Here is a 21,797-nt window from a genome sequence, read left to right as displayed (position 1 = left end):
ATGTATAATAAAAAATAAAGCCTCAAGAACACCTTGAAAGCTTTATTTAATCATTCTGATTTATTAAATGGAAACTATAAAATATCTCTCAATTACAAACCTTCAACAGCAATATTATCAAAAAAGCTTTCAAAATCAAGTTGAATGTCCCATACTTCACTATAATTTTTCCGTGAAGAATCATCAAATTCAAAAGTAGCCTCATTAACACCATGAAAGAATTTTTTCAAACTAACATGATATTTTTTTACTAGCTCATCTCTCTTTTGTAAAAGTTTGTTCTTTCTAACAGGGTTTTCCTTAATCTCATTAATATACTCTTCAATATAAGATTGACAAGTAGCAAAGTTCAATTGACGCTGTACTAGTTCTGAAAAATAATAATCACTGCTTGCAAAGATAAGATAAAATTTATAATCATCTGTATATGTTTTATAACCCTTATCGGCAGCAATATTAGCATTAAATACTATGTTTCTTATAAATTCAACTGCTACTTTTTCTGCATAAGATAATTTATTATACTTGGAAATAAATTCGTTACGAATAGAATAATATCTATCAATATCCAAAAAATATGCATCATTAAAAGGAAAATAAAAGTTATAATCATTAATATCATACTTTGAAGAAAATGGAATATTGTCATAAATTTCAACAGCAGTAGACTTGTTAAATATTTGTTTTAAATACTCTGGATAACCGCTGTCTTTTTGAGACAATGTATCTTCTAATTTTAGCTTCCATGTTGTCAAACTCGTAACTAGTCTATATTTTAACTCTGTTCTGATATCTATATTTTTCATATCATCAAAATAACCAATTTGAACTTTAACATCTCTTGCCCTTCTCATATATCCCAAATGCATTCTAACAACTCTTTTAAGTTGATAATTACTCCAACTACTAAATAAAATATCAAACTCATCATCACTATATGTCTTCAAATTTTGACCTCTAGCAATATTAGCAGAAGTTAATATGTTTCTTATCTCTTGAATTCTTTTTTGGTCATCATCAACAAATGCCGAATAACGATCTCTCACATCTGTTAAATCTTTAAAATTTGATGCATCAATTTCAATAAGTCCGAATTTTCCATAATAAGGATTGTGATACTCAAGAGAAACTTTAATAATCGAAAAATCAGAACTATCAAATACTTTCTTAAGATAACGTTCATACTCTTTCTTTACAAACATCAATCTATTCAATAAACCTTGCTTAAGAATATTGTTCCTACAATCACCAATCAATACCCGTAATGCTTTTAATGAAGTAAAAACTCTAATTAACTTTGACCTAATAACTGAAACTTGCCCTGCTCCCCAACTATCCAACAAATCATGAAACTCAGAAACTGTATATGTCTTATAAACACCTTGATCATCCGTAATAGTAGGATCACATAATACTTTTTTTAGATAAACAAATACATCTCTATCTTCTTTTTGTATATTAAGTCTAGTAAGCAAATTATCAAGCTCAACATCCATATCACCAATATCTATACCCATACCCATTTCTTCAACACCCTTTCTTACAGCTGGTGTATCATATTCCACTCTTGGACTAAAAGGCTCATCTACAAACCTATTAACTTCATATAAAGGACCAACAACAACAGATTTACCAAAAGAATTTTCCAATCCCTTACCATCTTTAGCAAGATCCGAAGATTTTAAATTACAACTTATTATTAATACCAATGATACTAATAAAACACAAATTTTTTCCCCAAACATAAATATCTCCTTTTACATTTATATCAAATATTAACTAATTTTTATTGTTCACTACAAATCATGATCCAGATTTTTTCAATTCCTAAGCCTTTTTAATATTATAAATTTCCCCAATTTTATTCATAATTTTCTCAAATTCATTCTTATAATCATGTTGATACAAATTACTATCAGTAAAGTCAAAAAAATTTTTACTATCTTTTTTTAATCGCAAAAACAATTGTTTCAAATATGCAGGATAATTAAGTACAAACTTATCAAAATCATCACTTATTATTGATAACATATCAAAATCTTTAAGCTCAATGTTAATCATATCTACAAAATCATCTTTCTCTCTAATAATCTTCATAACTTTAATATGAGCATAAAGTGCTGGAAGAAAAAATCTACCATCACCTAATAAAGAATAAAATTCATAATCAACAACAGTATTTTCAGATGATAAATTATTAACAGAAGAATCAACTACTTTTAATCTCATATCCTCAACTTCTTTTTTTTCTGAATCAGACAACTTATTATATATAACTGGAAAGTCCTGCATAGCATTATAATAATAATTCATTACATAATTAAAAATTAAAAAATCTTTTGTAAACTTAGGATCAAAAAGAAAATCGAGAGATGGAATACTCTCATAAACTTCAGCAGCAGTAGACTTACTAAATAAACTTTGTAAATATTGTGGATACTTATCCTTAAAAATAGACCAAGAAAAAATAAAAGAATCCTTTAATAAAGTTAAAACCGATTTTATTCTATCTTGCACCTCTTTAGTAGCTTCTATTTCTTCTATCTTATCAAGATTATTAATTTTATATTCAATATCATCTCTCATTTCAAGATATTTTAAACACATTCTTGCAAGTCTCTGAATTTGACTGAAAGTCCAATTGCCTAGCAAAGCATCAAAACCATCATCACTATATTCAATACAAAATTGACATGCACTAGTATTAGAATCAACTATTATTTGTTTGATATACTTAATTGCCTTCTGTTCATCAACAGAAAGCCCCTCTGCAAGTTTTACAAAAGATTTTACATCAGGATTTACATCAGGATTTACATCAGGATTTACATCAGGATTTACATCAGGATTTACATCAGGATTTACATCAGGATTTACATCAGGATTTACATCAGGATTTTCGGAATCAATCATCCCCAATGCACTTTGTTGAATATCAACAAAACTCTTAACAAAACGATTTTCATAATTGACAATGTTGTCATATATATCGCCAATATTTGATTCACTAAATATTTTTCCTAAATCTAAATGATAAGCATTTTTGTTAAGATCTAATTTCAATTATAATTCTGCTCTTTTTACATTGTTATTAATACCTTTAACAGCTGCCTCTGCTTTTTTTAACAAACTATAAGACCACCATAAATGCTTCCTTAATTCATAAACCCCATCAGACCCCAAATTATTTAACAAATTACAAAATTCAGATTTTGTATATATCTTATAATCACTTTTATTATCTACAACATCAGGATCACACAATATTTTTTTTATATACGAAACTAATTCTTTGCCTTCATCTGAAATTTTAAATTTATTAAGTAACTTATTAACATCAATATCTCTAATCTCAACACTATTTTCCAAAAAGTCTTCAAACGTATTAAATAAACTATTTTGTTCCAATGATTTTCTAGACACAAAGCCCATATTTGATGGTATTTCAGAATTCAAAACTTTTGGAGATTTTAAATTACAATCTATTACCATTAACACTAGTAATAACAATAAAAAAAAATCTTTTCCCCTAACCATTAAACATCTCCAAGTTAAATTCAAACTTTATTATATCATAATATAATAATGTATCTTAAATATTTTAATTTATGCTATGCATCATAATTATAAATATCATCTTATCATTTCTCATCACCATTCATATAATCAAAATGCCTTTTAAGAGAAATAAATTGAACACTATAAGGATTATTATACTGCAAAGAACTATTATATATATCTGCAAAACAAGGCTTATTAAACATACTCTTCAAATCCCTTGCAAATCCATTATATGCCATATTAAAAGTCATTTGAAAATGATTTTTATTCCTCTCTTTAAGCTTATCAAAAGCAATCTGAGCATTATTTAATACAATAAAAGTTGGTTTTAAGGATTTAACAATCCTTTTCACAAAAGTTGCACCCAGCTTTTCCAACAAATTATAAAATTCACTATTACTATATGTTTTATAACCCATATTTAATCCAACATTAACATCGGTTACAAATTTTTTTATAATTCCAATAAACATTTTCTCATCATCAGACAAACCAAATCTATTGATCAAAGAAAAAAACCTTGCTTCCTCTTTTTCTGGAGATTCTTCAACTTCTACAACTTTATCTTTTAATGTAGAAATTGAACTATCGTCACATGTTATTCCAGAAGCCTCAGAATCATCGGGTTTCAAATCTTCTTCTCTTCCTTCATAATTCACAGGTTTGTGCTCCCTATTTTCTGTTGTCGGGGAAGCTACTGATTGCTCAAATCTAGTTAAGGATGTAAAATTAGTATCCGGTTGTTTTGCAACAACTTTACTAGGAATATATACCCCACTATCAGTTGCCAAACCTTGCTTTTTTTGAGTATCTACTCCACAACCCCCAAATAATAATAATAATAAAAACAATACATCACAACTTTTTTTCTCATTCATTATTCAAATCTCCTTTTTCTTAAAAATTAAAGCAATAAAAATTAAATTAATAAAAAAATATCAAATAATAAATAATATTAATTAACCAATATAAATCTTTTATAGCCAAAACAAAATTTATAAGCTCTAATAATTAAATTTTTTAAGAAATTAACTAAAAAAAGCCTTGGATTATACTAATCCAAGGCTTAATACCATCTAAAAATGAATAAATTTATATTAATTTGGAGGGAAACATCCTTTTAATTCTATCTAGCATATTATTAAGTCTACTTACAAATGAATTATCAATTTTAAGTACAGGGGGTATGTATATTATCAGCATTAATCATATGAAACAACCCCTTTAAATGAACTTTATACTCTAATACAAGCTTATCAAACTGCCCTTTAAAATACTGCTTTTGATCTTCATTATCAATTTTATTAATTTCTATTTCAACTTCTTTTTGTAAATCACTAAACTGCAAATGCATATTTATAGATTTAACAATCTCAAAACGATCATCACCAAATAAACTATAAACCTCATAATCTTTATATGTTTTATAACCTTCAGTAACACCAATATGAAGATTAGTAATTATAGCTGAAATTTCCATAAACATCTCATGTTCCTTTACTGATAATTTTTCTTGCATTTTTTTTACAAATTCCAAATGCGTAATATTAGATTTCAAATTGACAAAACGTTCTGCATAGTCATGATTTATATTATTAACAAGAACAAAGATGGGATCAAAGTTATGAAATAACCCTCGCAAGTATTTTGGATAATTTCTCACAAGAACATCAAAATCTTTCTGTACTGCCTCTTTTTTAGATATATATCTCTAATACCCTCAATCAACTCCCCAGTTTCATCTCTCTCTTTCAAAGTATCTATATGAGCATCTAAAAAAGATTGAAAATCAAAGTTTGCATTACCAAATAAAGCTTCAAACTCATAAACTTCATATCTTTTATAAGAATCAATACCATTTGACTGAGTTAATATACCTTTCAGATAATCAATGGCATTACGATACTGAGGTTTACACATGTTATACACAAACCTGTAGGCATTAATATAAAAAGCATAGTTACTAACTGAATTAAACAAATCATATACTGCAACATTAGAATTAGAATCAAGCTCAGTAATAGACATAGATTTAAATTTAGAATAAATATCATCAACAATATCCGAATTAAATACCTTTTTAATAGTTAAATAATAATTAGATTTATAAGCATTCAACTTTTGTTGTAAAATGCCTCTTCTATCTGACATATGAATAAGGTCAATGTTAATTTGAGCAGTTTCAATTATTTGTAAATTTTTCAAAAATATTTCTACAATATCTTTAATTGTAGTGTTACCCAATTTTCCAAATAAAACATCAAATTCATAATTATCATATGTCCTATAACCCTCAGTACGACCAATATCAGCATCAGTTAGTATTTTACGCATATCATCAATCATTTTTTGCCTCTCACTAGGCAATTTCTCATAACAAGATTCAAAAATTAAAATATATCTGGCTTCCTTATAAAGGGTATCAAAATTAAAAGTATGATCACCAACTATACTACCATTGTATATTTCATTATCATCAACAAATGCATTAAAAGCTTTTCTCAAATCAATAAAATAGAGACGCTTATAATTATCCAACTGAGATCGTAATTTTTCTAAAGCATAAACACTCTTTACAGACTTAATAGCTGCTCTAACTCTAGAGAAAGCACTAAAATTTGACTTGGGTCCTATTAATTTTCGAACATTTACTACTCCCAAATTTTTCAAAATATCACGAAAATCATCTTGACTCCATGTCTTGTTAGTGTCAGAAGTCATATCAGAATTAGTTACAGCTCCTTTTATCAAAAAAACAAATTCCTTTTCCGATTCATCCATTTCAAACGTATTTAAGAGCTCATTGAGTTGCTTATCATACAAAGCAAAATCAACACCTGTTTGCAAAGGAATGTCTACTTCTTCAAACTCTTTGTCCACAAATACTTCTTCAAGTGATTTTTTGTAAAGCACAACATCATGTCGTGGAGATTTTAAATTACAACCTATTATTAATATCAATATAATCATGGCATTAACAAACAATATCAATAATAAATTAAATTTCTTTCCTTTAACCATCAAAATATCTCCTCAAATATATTTATTTAAATTTAGTACAATTACTATTTAATTTATGATAAATTATTATATCATTTTAAATATTATATGATAATTAAAATTATATAATAACAATATTATTATATAATTTTAAATTTAATACAACTTAATATCTATTTTAGATTGAAATTATTTATTACATTTTAAGGTAAATAACTAATGAAATATAAAGAAAATAAAGTATAATAAAAAGCACTGGTGAATTATTATTATATTGTATTATACTGAATATAACGCTAATTCATTAAAATTTATACATAATTAGCAACAACTATTCTAATCAAACAATATAATTTACAATTATTTATTACAAATAATTTATCGATAAATAAAAATTAAGCCTTAAATCATAATAATCTAAGGCTTAATTATCATTTTTATTAACTAAAATCAACTAAAATCTATTTTACCTAACTAATCAAATTCCGATTTAGTACCAAACCACTATCTTTTGTAGATTTTAATATTACAACCTATAACAACTACAAATAAAAAATACATTTACCAACTCTAACCATTAAATATCTCCTCTCATAATAAAAATTAAATACTTAATCTCTATCTTGAATAACAACTTAAATCCAAATTAAATTAAGTCAAATATAAATATTCTCTATACAATACCCATATCTCTAAGAAAATACCATATCCTATCTTCAAATCCTTCCATATAAATACTAAAAGAGGTAGAAAGTTTCATAATACTAGAATATATATCATCAATATCATCAGAATTAAACACACTTTTAATATTAAAAAAATATACTAATTTTACATCACGATGAAATGAATACAAAAACTCACTTTTAGCATTTCGAAAATTCTCTTTCCTCTTATCATCTTTCTCTGCGGCTATATAACCATCAAAAGCATTAATTGAATCAAATAGCAAGTCCATTTTTTTATTTAAATCTGCAAAAATCCCTGCCACTTTCACCATCCTATCAGCACCAAGCTTACCTAATATACGATAAAATTCATAATCATCATATATCTTATAATCTTTAACATTAAAAACACTAGGAGGATCCATTAGCATATCTTGTACCAGTAAATCTCTAACACAAAGAATTGCATCTCTATCATCTTCGCACAGTTTGTCATAACAACGATCAAAAGCTCTAATATACAAAATCTCTACTGAAACACTACTCAGTTCATAAATATACGCTACAATTAAATTAGGACTAAAAACCTTATCTTTATCTTTAACAACAACAAATTCATTGAAACTTCTCTTTAAAAATTGAAAATAACTAAAAACTGCAACACAAAAATTGGATTTTAATTCAAACAGTACATCATCAAACTTAATCTTTGGATTAACAACTCTAAAATAAGATATCATTTCGTTGTAAGCTTTCCAAACTTCAATAAATACTGACAATTTGCGAATATTATCAGCACCCAAATTTTTTAAGAGATTATAAAATTCATCTTTTGTATATGTCTCATTATATTCAGAAATCTCTATATTAGAAGAAGTCATAATACTCTCTAGATGCAAAATAAACTTTATAAACTCTTTATCACCTGAAGACATTCCAAATTCACTTAAAAGCTTGACAAGTGGCAAATTTCAATCTAAACCATCAACTTTGCCATTAGCAGAAAGTTTTACAGAAGACACACTTGACTCAATATCTTGTTTTACTTTATCAAAATGTTCTACATTATCAAAACGTCCCACTCTAGCAAAATGTTTTACTTTATCAATAGTTTCCACTCTTTTAACACTTTTCATTTTGCCAAAATGTTTTGATTTATCAATACTTTCTGTGGATTCTAAATCACAACTTATAACAACGATAAATAAAAAAAACAACAAGAAACCTTTTCTTACTCTAAACACTAAATATCTCCTTTTCAAATAACATAATATTAACTTAAATAAGCTATTAATATCAATTAATATTAATACATTTATAACCAATACTTCAAAATAAATAAAGAGCTTAGATAAAAATCTGCAGCCCAAAATTGAATCCTCAAATTAATTTTGATCTATTTTATATCAAATTGTAATTTAAAATTATCAATAAAAACAAAAATATCAGCTTTAAGTTGATCTAAATGACTGAAAGCAACAATATTAAAATTTACAAGACTATTATATATGGCATTAATGTCTTTATTATTAAAAATAATCTTTAAAGATAAATCATATGTAGTTTTCATGGTATTAAATGTTCTACGCAAAGAATATTTTGCATTTCGAAAAGCAAATGTCTCCTTTTGATCCATAATGTTATCATAAAGATAATCAGAATATAATTTTTCAATTTCAAATATCTTGCCAATAATATCTAAATGGATTTTTATTATATTTTTAATCCCATTACTACCAAAGTTTCCTAACATTGAATAAAACTCATAACCACAATGTAAAACAGGCTTATCAAAAGCAAGACTCATATTGCTCATAAGATTACACATATAATAAATAACTCTTTTCTCATTATCACACAACTCTATAAAACAAGAATCAAAAACTTTAATATTCTCTACATCTTTAACAAATTTATTCAAAATCAAAGAATGATGCTCAAGCATATCATTAGGATGAATTATATTTTTACCAGCACTAAACATACCAAAGATTCTCTTTAAAGATAAAAAATAAATATTTTTATAATTTTGAAAATTAAAATTCAAATTATATCTTAACTTATACCATTTAAGATCAAAAATCATTTTTTCAACTTTCTTTAAATCCTTATAAATCACATTAAATTCCATAATTTTGTCAATATCATCTCTATTCATATTTTTTAATAAATGATAAAATTCATCTTTTGTATATGTTCTATCTGTCTTAGAAACCATTATATCAGGATCTCCTACAACTCTCTCCAAACACATAACAAATTCCTGATTTTCACTAGATATTTTAAATTCATTTAAATCATCAAAAATAAAATTTACAAAACCTATTCTATCTTCAAAAGAAATCTTCTTGGACAAACCTTGTTTATACATTTCACTATTTTTGATAGATTTAAAATTACAACCTATTATTAATATTAAAAATAATAATAAAATAAAACCTCTTCCTTTAACCACTAAATATTCCTCTGTGAACTGCTATTTCTAAATCAAAGATTATAGAAATAGCTTCTTGTTTCATCCCATGATAGCTTTTTAGGTTCTATAAGAACGGTCATCCACTAGAGCATGGTCCACAAGCTTTACTTCAGGCAGTTCCTGCCTTAGTTTTTATTTCCTTATAATAATAAGCTTTAAGATTTAGAGCTGCATTTATATCTCTATCGTGCAAAATATTACAACCGCTACAAGTCCACCTAATATCACTTAATTTTAGAGTTGTATTTTTAATACTACAATTGTTGCATAGCTTGCTTGATGGAAAATATCTATCAACTTTATGCAAATAGACTCCGCACCACTCTGATTTATATGATAATTGTTTTACAAACTCATGCCATCCTAAATCATTAACACTTTTGCCAAACATTCCTTTTTGCATGCCTTTAATTGATAAGTTTTCTATTGCTATATTTTTATAATTAGCTACAAAATAATAAGATAATTTATGTAAAAAATCTTTTCTTTGATTTTAAATTTTCCTATGCAACTTGGCAACTCTTAATCTAGATTTAGCTCTATTCCTAGAGCCCTTTTGTTTTTTTGATAGTTTTATTTGGCATTTCTTAAGTTTGCGTTCATTTTTTAGTAAATATTTGGGATGATTGATTTTCTCACCTTCACTACTTACTAAAAAATGCCTCATGCTCATATCAATACCAACTATCTCTTTTTTATTGCATTTAGTTTTATCGTTATTTTTAACATCTAAGCACTCAACTGCTACTGAAATATAATATTTATCATCAGTATCTTTTTCTACTACTACATTTTTAATAAGTTCATTGCTTTTAATTTTCCTATGTAGAGCTAATTTTACAAATCCTATTTTAGGTAGCTTTATATAATCATTTTCTATTCTTATTGAGTTTTTTTGATTATTAGTTCTAAAAGTTTGCCTATTTTTCTTACTTTTATATTTAGGAAATCCTTGAGTTCTATTTCCTTTTTTAATTTCCCTAAAAAAATTACTATACGCAGAATTTAAGTCAATCCATGCGCTACAAAGAGCCAAACTATCAACTTCCTTTAAGAATGGAAATTCTTCTTTATATTTGCTTGGATAAGTAATAAGACTTTGTTTATTTTTTTCATAATAATCTTTCTTATCACTTAACATTTTGTTATACAAAAATCTTACACATGCAAATACTTTTGAAAAATATTTCTTTTGATTGGCGTTGGGATATATTCTGTACTTATAAGCTTTATTAACACTCATTATTTTTTAAAATTATTATATTATATTTTAACTTACGTTACAAATTCATCTCCACCTAAATTTCATAGAAATTATAGGTGGAGTATTCTTTTTAATTTTTTGACAAAATCAAACAATCCTCAAATTTTCTTATTGAATATTTTAAACTATCTTTTATTGCATGATAATTTAATATCCAAAATCCATTAATATCTAAATATTAATGTTACAACTCAATAGTCCATTACCCTTGCTTTCAAATTTTCAAAATCGGTTTCATAACTATCCAAACCTTCAAAAGACATATCATCAGAAACAATCCTAGGAAACACTTCTTTTAAATATAATTTAAACCTATCTTCAAGCTCATTAAAAACTTCAGTAAATTGACTTACTACAGCATCATCTTCAATCTCAAACTTAATTTCTTCTCGAAGTGACGACATTAATTCAAAAATCGGCTCAAATTTTTCAACAAATTGCAAATAGCGATTATTACCAGTCTCATCTCCAAACAAAACACAAAAGTCATAATAAAAATACATCTTAGATTGTGACTCATCTTCAACATTAAAGTCAGTTAACTCATTGCTTATATAATCAAAAGATGAACGTAATTTTACAGAAAAACCAGAATGTATACGTTTAAAAATTCTAAGACGTTCATAATCACTCTCAAAAACATCTAAATTCTCCTCATAAGCCTTCATCACAGAAACAATACCATCATAGATTGTATTAAAATCATCTTTTTGAAAAGCACCTCTAAATTCTAATGCATAATTACGATCGCAATCATTTAACTTATTATTAAAATGTTCTTTTATCTTTCTAATATCAAAATTCATCATCATCCATTGAATGTCACTTCTTTTCTTATTAAGACGAGAATATTCTGACATAATATGTGAAAGTTTATTAATACCCAAATTACCCCATACACGATAAAATCTAGGTTGATCATCTTTATATTCCTCACTATCACTATAACCCTCAAAACCACTGGCCATTTTTTGCACAGAATGAAATACTACCTTATCATTATACATAAGAGCTGAATAAAAATTTTTAATTGACTCAATCTCTTCTGGTTTCTCTTCTCGTATCCCTCCTTGCCTTCCCCCTGCTTCCACTCTTCTTTCTTTCAAATCAAATTTTGATTCTAAATCTTGACTATTAAAACCTGGTTTCGCAGCATCTACATTCTCACTAGTAAACTTTTTTAAAGGCAATTTTTCATCGGGGAATTTAGAACTACTTGTAGAAGTACTTAAACCACAACTCATATCTGTAAGTAACAATAAAAACAAAACTGAATTATAAAAATCCTTTTCCATAAATATATCTCCTTCTAGATTAAAATTAATCCACTACCACATGCCAATATTACCACACAATAGAGAGTATAATTAACATTCTATATAAAAACAATTTAACCCACAAATTATTTACTCGAAAGTACTCAATATATCAACACTAATTAATATTGATTTTATAATCATAGAATTACTTGTATTTCACAAGTTTAACTCCCTTAAAATTGATTTTTATCATTGTATATCTATCTTTAAAGATTACAATTATCTTTTAATTAATATTATTAAATTTTAATAAATTAAAATTTTTATATTAAATTAATGCAAATATAAACTGAACTTTAAATTTTGATTTTATCTTTAGAAAAATTACTTTTAACAAATTACCAGGAAATACTTATTTCCTGGTAATTCACTTATAAAATTTACAATGAATAGTAATAAATAATCTAATAGATAATCTATACAGGTTACCATTCCAAAAAATCAACCATCACATCTAAACAAATGTTAACTTTCAGGCTGTTCTTCGCTCAACTCTTCACTTTGCTCACTTTGAAGTTCTGAAGAAGAATCTTGAGATTTCTGTTTTTCAGGCATAAAAAGCGACATTAAAACCTCTATAGTTGCTTCCAATTTCAAACAATAATCATCGGCTTTCTTTACAATCCTCACGAGTCCTCTCTTCCTCTGCAACAGCTTTTTGATAATCATCCCATTTCCTATCAACTTCCTTTGTAAGTTCAAAATGTTTATTATCGGTATCACTAATGCCATTTTTACCATTTTCATCTTTAGCATTAACAAATTCACCCAATGCAACAAGAGCCTTACTATAAAATTCATAAGCAACATTCCTTGCAGAACAAGCTTTATCCCAAATATCATATGCATACTGAACTCTTTGCTGTGCTTTGTCTAATTTTTTAAACAAAATGCGAAAAGATTTAGGACTACTATCCCAAGGGTAGGTATAATCATTAATTTTATCAACATCAATATTATCAATATCATTAATATCAATATCACCTGGCTCCAAATATTTTTCCTCAGCAACATTAGGTACAAGCCCTTCAACATTAGGTACAAGCTCTTCTCTTTTTACTAAATTTCCTTTATCTTTTCCATTAATTACATTAATATCATCATTCTTAAAATCAATCATTCCATCACTACTTATAGACTTTCCATCCAATTTATCAAGAACACCTCTTAACAAACCAATACCAGAATCTAAATCACAACCTATAAATAGCATTAAAATAACAGCTAATAATATATTATTTCTCTGCATTCTTCACCTCGCATTTTTCCCAACAAGAATACTACAAACATATCACTAATTTTATTATTTACAATGTTAATTTATAATTTCTATTTTAAAACCACAATGTCAACAAAACAAAATCTAAACATCACAAAAAAATAAATAATAAAACAAAAATGCTTTTTAATACTACTTATTATCTCATCATATAAATATTGGGCATAAATATTTAAACAAAAAACTTTAAACTCTAGACTTTCATAATACATTTTGATAGCATTTAAATTGTACTAAATATATCTTGATATTTGGTATAAATTCAAAATAGAGGATAAAAGATGAAAAAATATTTATTTATGTTGTTACTCACTATGCTTTCATGTTCATCTTTAGATGAAGAAGATTCCAGCAACAATGAATATTACCAAGATGAGTATAATAGAGAAGAGGAATGGTAAGCTTTATAATCAATATGTGAAAGCAATAATAAAATTAAAAATTATAATCATTAGCAACCTTTTTAAAGTTTTTGCAACTTCTTTTTAGAACTTATATATTAACAATATCACTAGCTATTTGCTAGTGATTATATTAGCAATATGTATTTTTATACATATTGCTAAAAGAAATTATAATTCTATTTAACTATAAATACTCAAAATTGCAATTATGAAAATTAAAGTGCCAATGATATGCTCCAATGATTTTTAAAATTTATGACAAGCAAATCTCACTATCAATTATTAACAATTAGATTAAAATCATTAATTTGGTTTTATATAAAAATTAATAAGTTTTCAATCAAAATAATTTATACTTTATAAGTTAAACCAAATAATAAAAAATATAAAAAAACCATCAATTTTTATATTCTTCTTATTGAAGATCATTAATTAAAAATGTATAATACAAGACATATAATAAAAACAATTATATAAGGTTAAAGTGTTATAAAGTGTATGAAATAATATTATCTTCGTTTATTCTCTTAAAATTTTTCTGTGATGCACTTACAAAAGAAAAGTACTACAGAAAATTTCAACTAAAAAATGTCAACAACTACAGATATCAATTTACATCACAAGAAAAAGAATTATTTCTTATTTAAAGATTGTGTGCTCTAAATGAAGAAATTAAAGCAAGAAAATTAAATTTTATTTAAAATATCAACGAATCTCATTTTTATATTCTTCTCACCTTGGAGACTCTTTAAAGTAAAGAGTCTCTTTTTTATACCAAATCTAAATTAATATTTAAATTTGTTTAAATAAAATGTTTAAATAAATTGATTTTTTTTAAATAAAAAATATATTATTTTTGCTAAAAATGTTATAATTATTACCTAGGCAGTAACCTAAGGTAATTAAAAATGGATATTAAAATAGATAATGAATTTAAAATAATTTTTAATAACGATTTAAAAATAGTAGATGGCCTTGATGAGCGAAAACAAAGACTGCTTTTATATCTAAAAACACCTATTGGCAGTCTTTATGACAAAAATTATGGTCTTGATTTTAATTTCTTCATAAAACTTTTAAAGAACCAAAAAGAAGAAGAAATTAAAATCTTTTTTGCAAATGCACTAAAAACCCTAGACATAGACATATTAAATATCAAGATAAAAAAAAAGAATAATATTACAATTTTTTTTAGCTGGAGATACTGTAAATATGGAATATAACTTATGAGAATAGTATTTGACAAAGAAACTGGAATCATTACAAAATCAATAGAAGAAATACAAAATATAAAAAAAGAAATACTAAAGAGAGAATATAATATTCTTATCAAAGACAATTCCATTTTTGACATAATCAATTACCCAAGTTCTGCCATTGACATGGAAATAATTCAAGCATTAAATGAATTATTTGAAACACTCAAAGAAGGAGGAAAATATTTCAAAAAACTACAACATTCCCTAAGTATATACAAAAGCTCAACTTACAAGGCAGTCAAACAAACATTACTAGCAATTCCACAAATAGAATACGCAAATATTATAAGTTCTGCAGGAACAATACAAATTTACATAATATTTACGAAAGAATATAGAACACTATCAGCCATTACACAAGATATAAAAATACAAATTTGGAAAGCAATATATAATACTGCTCCATGTGGAACAGCATTTAGAGGAAAAATAAAACTTGAATTTTTCAATAAAAACGGACAACAAAAAACATATAAGTTTAGCTTGGGAATAATTAAATATGCATATTTAAAAGTATTATATAAAACCGAAACAGAATCTATCCACAAAGAAATAGATGAAAACATAAGAGAAATTTATAAAAAAATATTTCAAAACAAATACAAAGATATGGGTATCTCTTTTTGCTATCAAGACTTGTTAGGTCCTGTAAGTTTACTACAAGGAATTAGAAAAATGAAAATTGGTATTCATACAAAAGAAAATTTAAATACCAAAATAACAGAAATCAAAGAAAGTGAATTTCAATTCAACAATGACATTGAAATTAAAGCAAACGAACTTATTTCTTTTGATGAAAATTCAAGGCTCATAATAGAAAGAGAATAAGAAATGAAAACAATTCCACACTTTTTACAAAATACACAGATTGCAAAAATTATACAAAGCGAACTTGATTTTAAAAAATAATTATTAAAAGAGCTTAATCAATTACTTGAGAATTTTGCTTCTATTAATGTAGATGAAAGTATCAATTCAAGATACATTGCATTACTAATGCTATCACTATTTAATGCATCTCATTTAAAAAAAAGGACTTAAAAAAGATCTAATCAATTATATCAAAGCATTAACATTTGCAATAAAATCAATAGGCACAGATGAAAGTTTTCATTTAATATTTAAAGCATTTTTACATGCAAGAATCGAAATTAATGTTAATCCAAATATACCTGGCGAGATTATCATAAAATTACTTGAACATATAAGATCACCAATTAAATTTAAAATAGCCGGTAAAATTAAAGGAAAATTAAAAACTATTATGATTAAACATAAAGGCAAACTTAAAAAACTTGTATCCAACTATATTCCAAAGGATTTTCAAAATTCAACTTATGGATTTATAAAATCTCTAATTCCTGCAGGGAGAACCATTAAAATTTTTGATATTAATAACAAAGAAATAAAATAAATTCATGTCATAAAAAACAAAATAACAAGGAGGGTATATGGAAAATGAACAAGACAATACAGAAGAAAGCATACAAATAAAAGATTTTAACAGAAAAATCAGAGTCAATGAAAATGATTTAATTCCCATTGACGATATTGTTGAAGAGACTTATGCAATTATATATAAAAATTTACTTATACAAATTCAAGAAGATACCTTTTATAGAGGTATTGAATATTTTAAACAAGTAATTAGAGAAATAATATCTAAAGAATTACTTGAATACGAATCTCATGTAGACGAAATGTATATAAAAACAATATCTAAACTAATAGGCCTTAAGAACGAAACAAACAAAATTACACTTGATGATGTTTTAAAAAAAATCAAGGAAATATTGATTCAAAATATAAATCAAGCTGGAGATAACATAAATTCAAGCAAAATATCAATCTACAATCCACAAAGACAGGATTTTGAATTAATTGGATTTCAAACATTTATAGACAAATTAAAACAAATTTTTGCAGAAATCACTAATTTAAACAACCTAAAAAACCAGACAGACAAAATTCTTGAACAAATAAAACAAATTACAAGCATTACTAACAATATCAATACTTCTTATCTCAAAAATCACGAACTAGAGTCAAAATTAAAATCTATAATACCAGAAATGCCAGAATACAAATATCCTAACATGGAATTAGAATTTCTTGCTTTTCATCCTACAAACAAACAACTATATAGATTAGGAATAGAATATCGTTATTTAAAAGGAATTCCTAATGATTTTCAATATTGGAACATACAACCTACACACGATGCTTATTATACTTTAAAAGAATTTTATGACAAATTATTAAAAATAGAGATAACAGGCGAAAAAGTAGAGTTAAGGTTTCCAAGAAATTATAAAGAACAAAATATATATCTTCAAATAATGCTTGCCCTTACAAGGGATAAATATCCAAATAATACCATGACTAAAATAATTTACTTGAGATTTTCAGAGAATAGTAATGCATCACAATACAATATTATATATTCCTACACCGGGAAACAACATAACACAACTATCACTCTTCTTGACGGATGGTACAAACTAAAGAGCTATATATATAACAACGATGAAAATCAAGATGTTCCTCATCTTCTTAAATCATAATTTTTGCATATATTTAATTTTTGTTAAAAATATGTTAACATATAAACATAACAAAATTGATGGTTTACTCTTTCTAAAAAAAATACATCTAACTTAAATTTAAAATGGAGGAAAATATGAATACAGTATTTGACTTTTTATCAAATATTGCCGAGACAAAACTCATAATTATTGGAATCATTACGTTATTTATACTAATCCCTTTGGCTTTATTCTTAAAACCTGTATTAGCTGAAATAGTTAAAATTATTAAGCATTTACTCAAGTATTTAATTGATAAACAAAGTAAAAATAAAAAGTAAAAAATTTATTTAAATAAGAAGATTTAAGGAATATTTATGTTAAATAAAACTAATACCGAACTTGGACTAATTGTCTTAAAAAACCTAATAGAATTTTTTGTATACAGTGATACACAAGATGACGAACTTTTTCAAACTGGTATCAAAAAAGTAATCGATATTTACAAATATATGAATAATATTTACACGAGATCGCTACAAAAAATGGAAATGAAAGAAAGTAAACAAATTGTACTAGAGCTTGAAACTATATTAAGCAAAATAGCAAAACTCATAGATGCAATTAACACCGATGCTGATACAACTTTAATTGAAGACTTGCGATTTGAACGCAATAATCTTATTGAAATTAAAACAAAATTGCTACAAGAAGAATTGGACAAAATAAACAGTAAAAATAAAAAAGGAGGGCAAAAATGAATAAGAAATCAATAGTAAACCTAATCATTTTATTACAATTTATTACATTTAGTTGCAAATCAATAGCATCGCTTACAAATGAACCTGAGCCACCTATTGAACCTACACTTAAAAACTTAAGCATATATGAAACACAACTAACAAGTTATGTATTATATTTTGAAACTTTTTTAATTAGAGCTAAACAAAAATTTCCAAATTATAATTTCCCACCATTTACACTATTTGATCCGAAAAATTTAAAAGAAGAACATACATTGCAAACAATAAAAGAAAATATCAAACATTTAAAGCATTATATCAACACAACAAAACCCATAGCTATTGATGTATATAAAAAATGTAGCAAGTTAAAAAAGTAAATTTAAAAATACACTAATATCCTTCTTACTCTTTTTTTAAAATCCCACATTGGGACTTTAAATTATATTAATTATATTTCTAAGCTTTATTGCAAATAATATAATTAATTTAAATACTGAAGGATAAAGGTTAATTCAAAATTTAATAAAACACAAAATTGATGATTTCATCCATGAAATTTTTTTACATGACTTGCCTTAACAAGGCTCGTCCATTTCTCATTAATTTTAAATAAAAAATTATTAGTACTTATTTGCTCTTAATACAAGTGTTTAATTCTATAATATAGCAAAAACACAAGTTTGTAAAGCATTTTTTAAAGGAATAAAGCACAATTAAAAAAATATAAACAATATTTAATCTTATAAAAAAATAAATATTAATTTATTTTCATATTTGCTAAAACAAGTATTTACTTTTAAGATAAATTGTATTATTAATTAACTTAAGACTTATAAATACTTATATTAGGAGTAAACAATGGAAATCAAAAAAATAAAAGGCAAAACCAACAGATACCAATACAACTTGATTGTACTTATATCAACACTTAATTTTATGAATTTAAAATTAAAGCAATATACACAAACAAACATTTTATATTTTTTTAATGGAAACTTAACTAGAAACAAACAACAAAAAGTCAAGATAAAAACACTACAAAATTATCTATATGAACTTGAGAAAAAATACAAAATCACACTCAACTATTGCAAACATCTAGGTAAGCAATGCGGCAGCGAAATTTATTATAAGCTAAAATATCCAAAAAAAACATGTCATACCAAGATAAATCAATATTTCCGAAACATAAAAAAAGAAAAGATAGACAAATTCACAAAGAGGATAGAAACTTATATTCAAGAAAATGGGAGTCCAAAATGGGAGTGTATTAATAATATAAATAATAATAAAAAGATAGAAGAGAGAATACTAAAAAAGTATATAAGCAAATGCCACTTTAAAATTGATCTTCCTCTTGTTTTATTAAATTCAAAAATAGAAAAAGATTTAAAGATAGAACTTATAAAGGAAATCAAAAAGTATGAAAGAGCCATAGAAGCACTATCTTTAGACGAAATAAATTTACTCAAAGGAAAGTTAATAGAGGGTACTCCCAACTGCGTTAAGGGCTTTTTAGAAGGGATGGGATATTTGAAAAATATTGAAAGCAAAATTAAAAGACAGGAGATTAAGCAAAAGGAACTTAAAGAAATATTGGACTTAAAACGAAAGGAGCTGGAAAGTCAAAATTATAAAGAAGATGTCCTAAATCAAGAAATAAACAAAATATATGAAAGATACAAAAATAAGCCCCATTTTATTATAGAACAAGACAAATATAGGGATCTAGATTTGTTAATTCAAAAAATAAAAAAGAATACTGAAAAATGCAAATCAAAAACAAAAGAAAGAGATGATATAAAAAACAATATTTTTAGTATATTATTAGAACAGTTGAGGCATAAATTTGATATTGGCATATTGGTACCAACTTTAAAGAAATTTATTAATGCTCAAGACGAATTGAAATATAGTAAAGTAGTTGATAATACGTATTATTACGAACTGCTTGATACAATAAAGTAAAATTTATTATACCAAGGAAAAGAAAGGATGGTGGCTTTACTAGAGTTATTGAAGCAGAAGAAAAAGGAAATAGATCCCAAGAATCAAAAAAAGGGTAAAAATATCTTTTCTAAAGTAGAAGAGATTAATAATCGTAAGATATATCATACTAAAATATTTAATGATTTTTATGCGTTTGGAATAAGCAAGAACGAACCTACTAAATTTTTTATATCCCTTAGGGGAATTTTTAACATAGAAGATATCAGTATGTTTCATTTATTTTCCATACGAGATGATGATAATTTTTTGGGTATTTACTATGGGATTAAAAAATTAGACAAAGCATTTTTGGTAAAAAACTTCAATAAAAGAGAAACTTATACTTTAAGAAAGTGTGAATATATTGAATTCAGATTTAAGAAAGGTGGTGTTTTTTGTTATCTAAGTGGGCTACATAATTTATTAAAAAAGGGTAAGATTGGAAGTTCCTATTATCAGACTTTACTGAGTATACTCCTAGAATTAGAGAGGAAACTTTATGCGTTTTATGGAAAAAAATTACCGGAAGGGGGTATTGTTCCGAGATGGATAGAAAAGAGACAAAAGTAATTACAGTGGCATCAATTAAGGGTGGAGTAGGCAAGAGCACAACTAGTTTAATATTTGCTACTCTCCTATCTCAATCTTTTAAGGTATTAATTATTGATATAGATACCCAAGCATCGACCACTAGTTATTATTTTAAGATAATAAAGGAAAGAGGAGTAGATTTATTTAATCGAAATATATATGAGGTTTTAATATCTAATTTGCATATTGATAATGCTGTTGTAAATGTTAATAGCAACTTGGATTTGATACCAAGTTATTTAACTTTGCATAAATTTAATTCTGAATCTATTCCGTATAAAGAATTTAGATTAAAAGAACAATTAAAATTATTAGAATTTGAATACGATTATATAATACTTGATACTAATCCTAGTTTAGATTTTACGCTAACTAATGCTTTAGTATGTAGCAGTTACATTATAGTGCCAATTACAGCAGAAAAGTGGGCAGTTGAAAGTTTGGATTTGTTTAATTTTTTTATAGACAAGTTATCCATCAAAGCTCCTATTTATTTGATTAATACTAAATTCAAAAGAAATAATACGCATAAAGAGTTATTAAATATTTTAAAGGAAAATGACAATTTTTTGGGTACAATATCAGAGAGGGAAGATTTAAATAGAAAAATAGCTAGGAATGATGTTTTTGATTTAAATAAAGATTATATAAGAGAGTATCAAAACACACTCTCAGTTTTGATGGACAAGATTAAGAATTTTGTTGTTTAAGCTTAC

24 protein-coding genes and 1 pseudogene are annotated in these 21,797 nt (G+C 25.5%); 12 read left to right on the top strand and 13 right to left on the bottom strand.

Annotation, left to right across the window (positions count from 1 at the left end; all coding sequences use genetic code 11):
* Positions 1 to 92: 92 nt before the first annotated feature.
* The 13 genes and pseudogenes from BRE_RS04845 to BRE_RS04800 form a co-directional block, all read right to left on the bottom strand.
* Entirely contained in the window at positions 93 to 1,745 is a 1,653-nt protein-coding gene (locus BRE_RS04845; RefSeq protein ID WP_012539337.1) for a BTA121 domain-containing protein surface lipoprotein, read from the bottom strand.
* Positions 1,746 to 1,827: 82 nt separating this feature from the next.
* On the bottom strand, positions 1,828 to 3,063 hold the full coding sequence (locus BRE_RS04840; RefSeq protein WP_232212745.1) for a BTA121 domain-containing protein surface lipoprotein: 1,236 nt from the start codon (positions 3,061 to 3,063) through the stop codon (positions 1,828 to 1,830).
* Positions 3,064 to 3,537 carry a BTA121 domain-containing protein surface lipoprotein gene (locus tag BRE_RS06555; RefSeq protein WP_232212744.1) on the bottom strand — a complete coding sequence of 158 codons (474 nt, stop codon included), beginning with the start codon at positions 3,535 to 3,537 and terminating at the stop codon, positions 3,064 to 3,066. It abuts the gene before it with no gap.
* 104 nt (positions 3,538 to 3,641) lie between these two features.
* Positions 3,642 to 4,439 (bottom strand): BTA121 domain-containing protein surface lipoprotein, encoded by a 798-nt coding sequence (locus tag BRE_RS04835; protein WP_012539336.1) that lies wholly within the window; start codon positions 4,437 to 4,439, stop codon positions 3,642 to 3,644.
* Between the two features lie 293 nt (positions 4,440 to 4,732).
* Positions 4,733 to 5,224, bottom strand: a complete 492-nt coding sequence (locus BRE_RS06550; protein WP_232212743.1) for a BTA121 domain-containing protein surface lipoprotein — start codon at positions 5,222 to 5,224, stop codon at positions 4,733 to 4,735.
* Positions 5,221 to 6,582 carry a BTA121 domain-containing protein surface lipoprotein gene (locus BRE_RS04830; protein WP_232212742.1) on the bottom strand — a complete coding sequence of 454 codons (1,362 nt, stop codon included), beginning with the start codon at positions 6,580 to 6,582 and terminating at the stop codon, positions 5,221 to 5,223. The genes BRE_RS06550 and BRE_RS04830 overlap by 4 nt, the downstream gene beginning before the upstream one ends.
* A 652-nt stretch (positions 6,583 to 7,234) precedes the next feature.
* Entirely contained in the window at positions 7,235 to 8,197 is a 963-nt protein-coding gene (locus tag BRE_RS04825; protein ID WP_041178221.1) for a BTA121 domain-containing protein surface lipoprotein, read from the bottom strand.
* A gap of 3 nt (positions 8,198 to 8,200) precedes the next feature.
* Positions 8,201 to 8,473, bottom strand: a complete 273-nt coding sequence (locus BRE_RS06545) for a hypothetical protein (RefSeq protein ID WP_041178220.1) — start codon at positions 8,471 to 8,473, stop codon at positions 8,201 to 8,203.
* 152 nt (positions 8,474 to 8,625) lie between these two features.
* Entirely contained in the window at positions 8,626 to 9,684 is a 1,059-nt protein-coding gene (locus BRE_RS04815; protein WP_012539335.1) for a BTA121 domain-containing protein surface lipoprotein, read from the bottom strand.
* A 130-nt stretch (positions 9,685 to 9,814) separates the two neighbouring features.
* A pseudogene (locus BRE_RS04810) lies at positions 9,815 to 10,948 on the bottom strand (RNA-guided endonuclease TnpB family protein).
* 212 nt (positions 10,949 to 11,160) lie between these two features.
* Positions 11,161 to 12,264, bottom strand: coding sequence for a BTA121 domain-containing protein surface lipoprotein (locus tag BRE_RS04805; protein WP_012539334.1), 1,104 nt, complete (start codon positions 12,262 to 12,264; stop codon positions 11,161 to 11,163).
* 489 nt (positions 12,265 to 12,753) lie between these two features.
* Positions 12,754 to 12,918 carry a hypothetical protein gene (locus BRE_RS06540; protein WP_232212741.1) on the bottom strand — a complete coding sequence of 55 codons (165 nt, stop codon included), beginning with the start codon at positions 12,916 to 12,918 and terminating at the stop codon, positions 12,754 to 12,756.
* Positions 12,893 to 13,537: a hypothetical protein gene (locus BRE_RS04800; protein WP_012539333.1), complete on the bottom strand. Its 645-nt coding sequence runs from the start codon at positions 13,535 to 13,537 to the stop codon at positions 12,893 to 12,895. Before BRE_RS04800 ends, BRE_RS06540 begins: the two co-directional genes overlap by 26 nt.
* Positions 13,538 to 13,903: 366 nt before the next feature.
* On the opposite strand from BRE_RS04800, the gene BRE_RS06370 reads away from it, so the two are divergent.
* The 12 genes from BRE_RS06370 to BRE_RS04750 all read left to right on the top strand — a co-directional run bounded on the left by BRE_RS06370 (position 13,904) and on the right by BRE_RS04750 (position 21,791).
* A complete protein-coding gene (locus BRE_RS06370; RefSeq protein WP_198004640.1) occupies positions 13,904 to 14,056 on the top strand; it encodes a hypothetical protein in 153 nt (50 codons plus the stop codon).
* A gap of 823 nt (positions 14,057 to 14,879) precedes the next feature.
* A complete protein-coding gene (locus BRE_RS04795) occupies positions 14,880 to 15,194 on the top strand; it encodes a contractile injection system sheath initiator (RefSeq protein ID WP_012539332.1) in 315 nt (104 codons plus the stop codon).
* 3 nt (positions 15,195 to 15,197) lie between these two features.
* Positions 15,198 to 16,058, top strand: a complete 861-nt coding sequence (locus BRE_RS04790; protein WP_012539331.1) for a DUF276 domain-containing protein — start codon at positions 15,198 to 15,200, stop codon at positions 16,056 to 16,058.
* A 123-nt stretch (positions 16,059 to 16,181) separates the two neighbouring features.
* Positions 16,182 to 16,271: a DUF735 family protein gene (locus BRE_RS06535; RefSeq protein WP_332248264.1), complete on the top strand. Its 90-nt coding sequence runs from the start codon at positions 16,182 to 16,184 to the stop codon at positions 16,269 to 16,271.
* Between the two features lie 10 nt (positions 16,272 to 16,281).
* Positions 16,282 to 16,644 carry a DUF735 family protein gene (locus tag BRE_RS06530; protein ID WP_332248263.1) on the top strand — a complete coding sequence of 121 codons (363 nt, stop codon included), beginning with the start codon at positions 16,282 to 16,284 and terminating at the stop codon, positions 16,642 to 16,644.
* Positions 16,645 to 16,681: 37 nt separating this feature from the next.
* A complete protein-coding gene (locus BRE_RS04780) occupies positions 16,682 to 17,794 on the top strand; it encodes a DUF685 domain-containing protein (RefSeq protein WP_012539330.1) in 1,113 nt (370 codons plus the stop codon).
* A 116-nt stretch (positions 17,795 to 17,910) separates the two neighbouring features.
* A complete protein-coding gene (locus tag BRE_RS04775) occupies positions 17,911 to 18,096 on the top strand; it encodes a BlyA family holin (RefSeq protein ID WP_041177821.1) in 186 nt (61 codons plus the stop codon).
* 36 nt (positions 18,097 to 18,132) lie between these two features.
* Positions 18,133 to 18,516 carry a BlyB family putative holin accessory protein gene (locus tag BRE_RS04770; RefSeq protein ID WP_012539329.1) on the top strand — a complete coding sequence of 128 codons (384 nt, stop codon included), beginning with the start codon at positions 18,133 to 18,135 and terminating at the stop codon, positions 18,514 to 18,516.
* Positions 18,513 to 18,878, top strand: coding sequence for a BBA14 family lipoprotein (locus BRE_RS04765; protein WP_012539328.1), 366 nt, complete (start codon positions 18,513 to 18,515; stop codon positions 18,876 to 18,878). The genes BRE_RS04770 and BRE_RS04765 overlap by 4 nt, the downstream gene beginning before the upstream one ends.
* Positions 18,879 to 19,359: 481 nt before the next feature.
* Positions 19,360 to 20,469 carry a plasmid maintenance protein gene (locus tag BRE_RS04760; protein WP_012539327.1) on the top strand — a complete coding sequence of 370 codons (1,110 nt, stop codon included), beginning with the start codon at positions 19,360 to 19,362 and terminating at the stop codon, positions 20,467 to 20,469.
* A gap of 27 nt (positions 20,470 to 20,496) precedes the next feature.
* Positions 20,497 to 21,060, top strand: a complete 564-nt coding sequence (locus BRE_RS04755; protein ID WP_012539326.1) for a DUF226 domain-containing protein — start codon at positions 20,497 to 20,499, stop codon at positions 21,058 to 21,060.
* Positions 21,036 to 21,791 carry a ParA family protein gene (locus BRE_RS04750; protein WP_012539325.1) on the top strand — a complete coding sequence of 252 codons (756 nt, stop codon included), beginning with the start codon at positions 21,036 to 21,038 and terminating at the stop codon, positions 21,789 to 21,791. Before BRE_RS04755 ends, BRE_RS04750 begins: the two co-directional genes overlap by 25 nt.
* Positions 21,792 to 21,797 lie beyond the last annotated feature (6 nt).

It is taken from the genome of Borrelia recurrentis A1, from assembly GCF_000019705.1.
In the GTDB taxonomy this organism is placed as follows: domain Bacteria; phylum Spirochaetota; class Spirochaetia; order Borreliales; family Borreliaceae; genus Borrelia; species Borrelia duttonii.
Note: the sequence above shows the minus strand (reverse complement) of the source record. Positions and strands in the feature narration are given on the sequence as shown.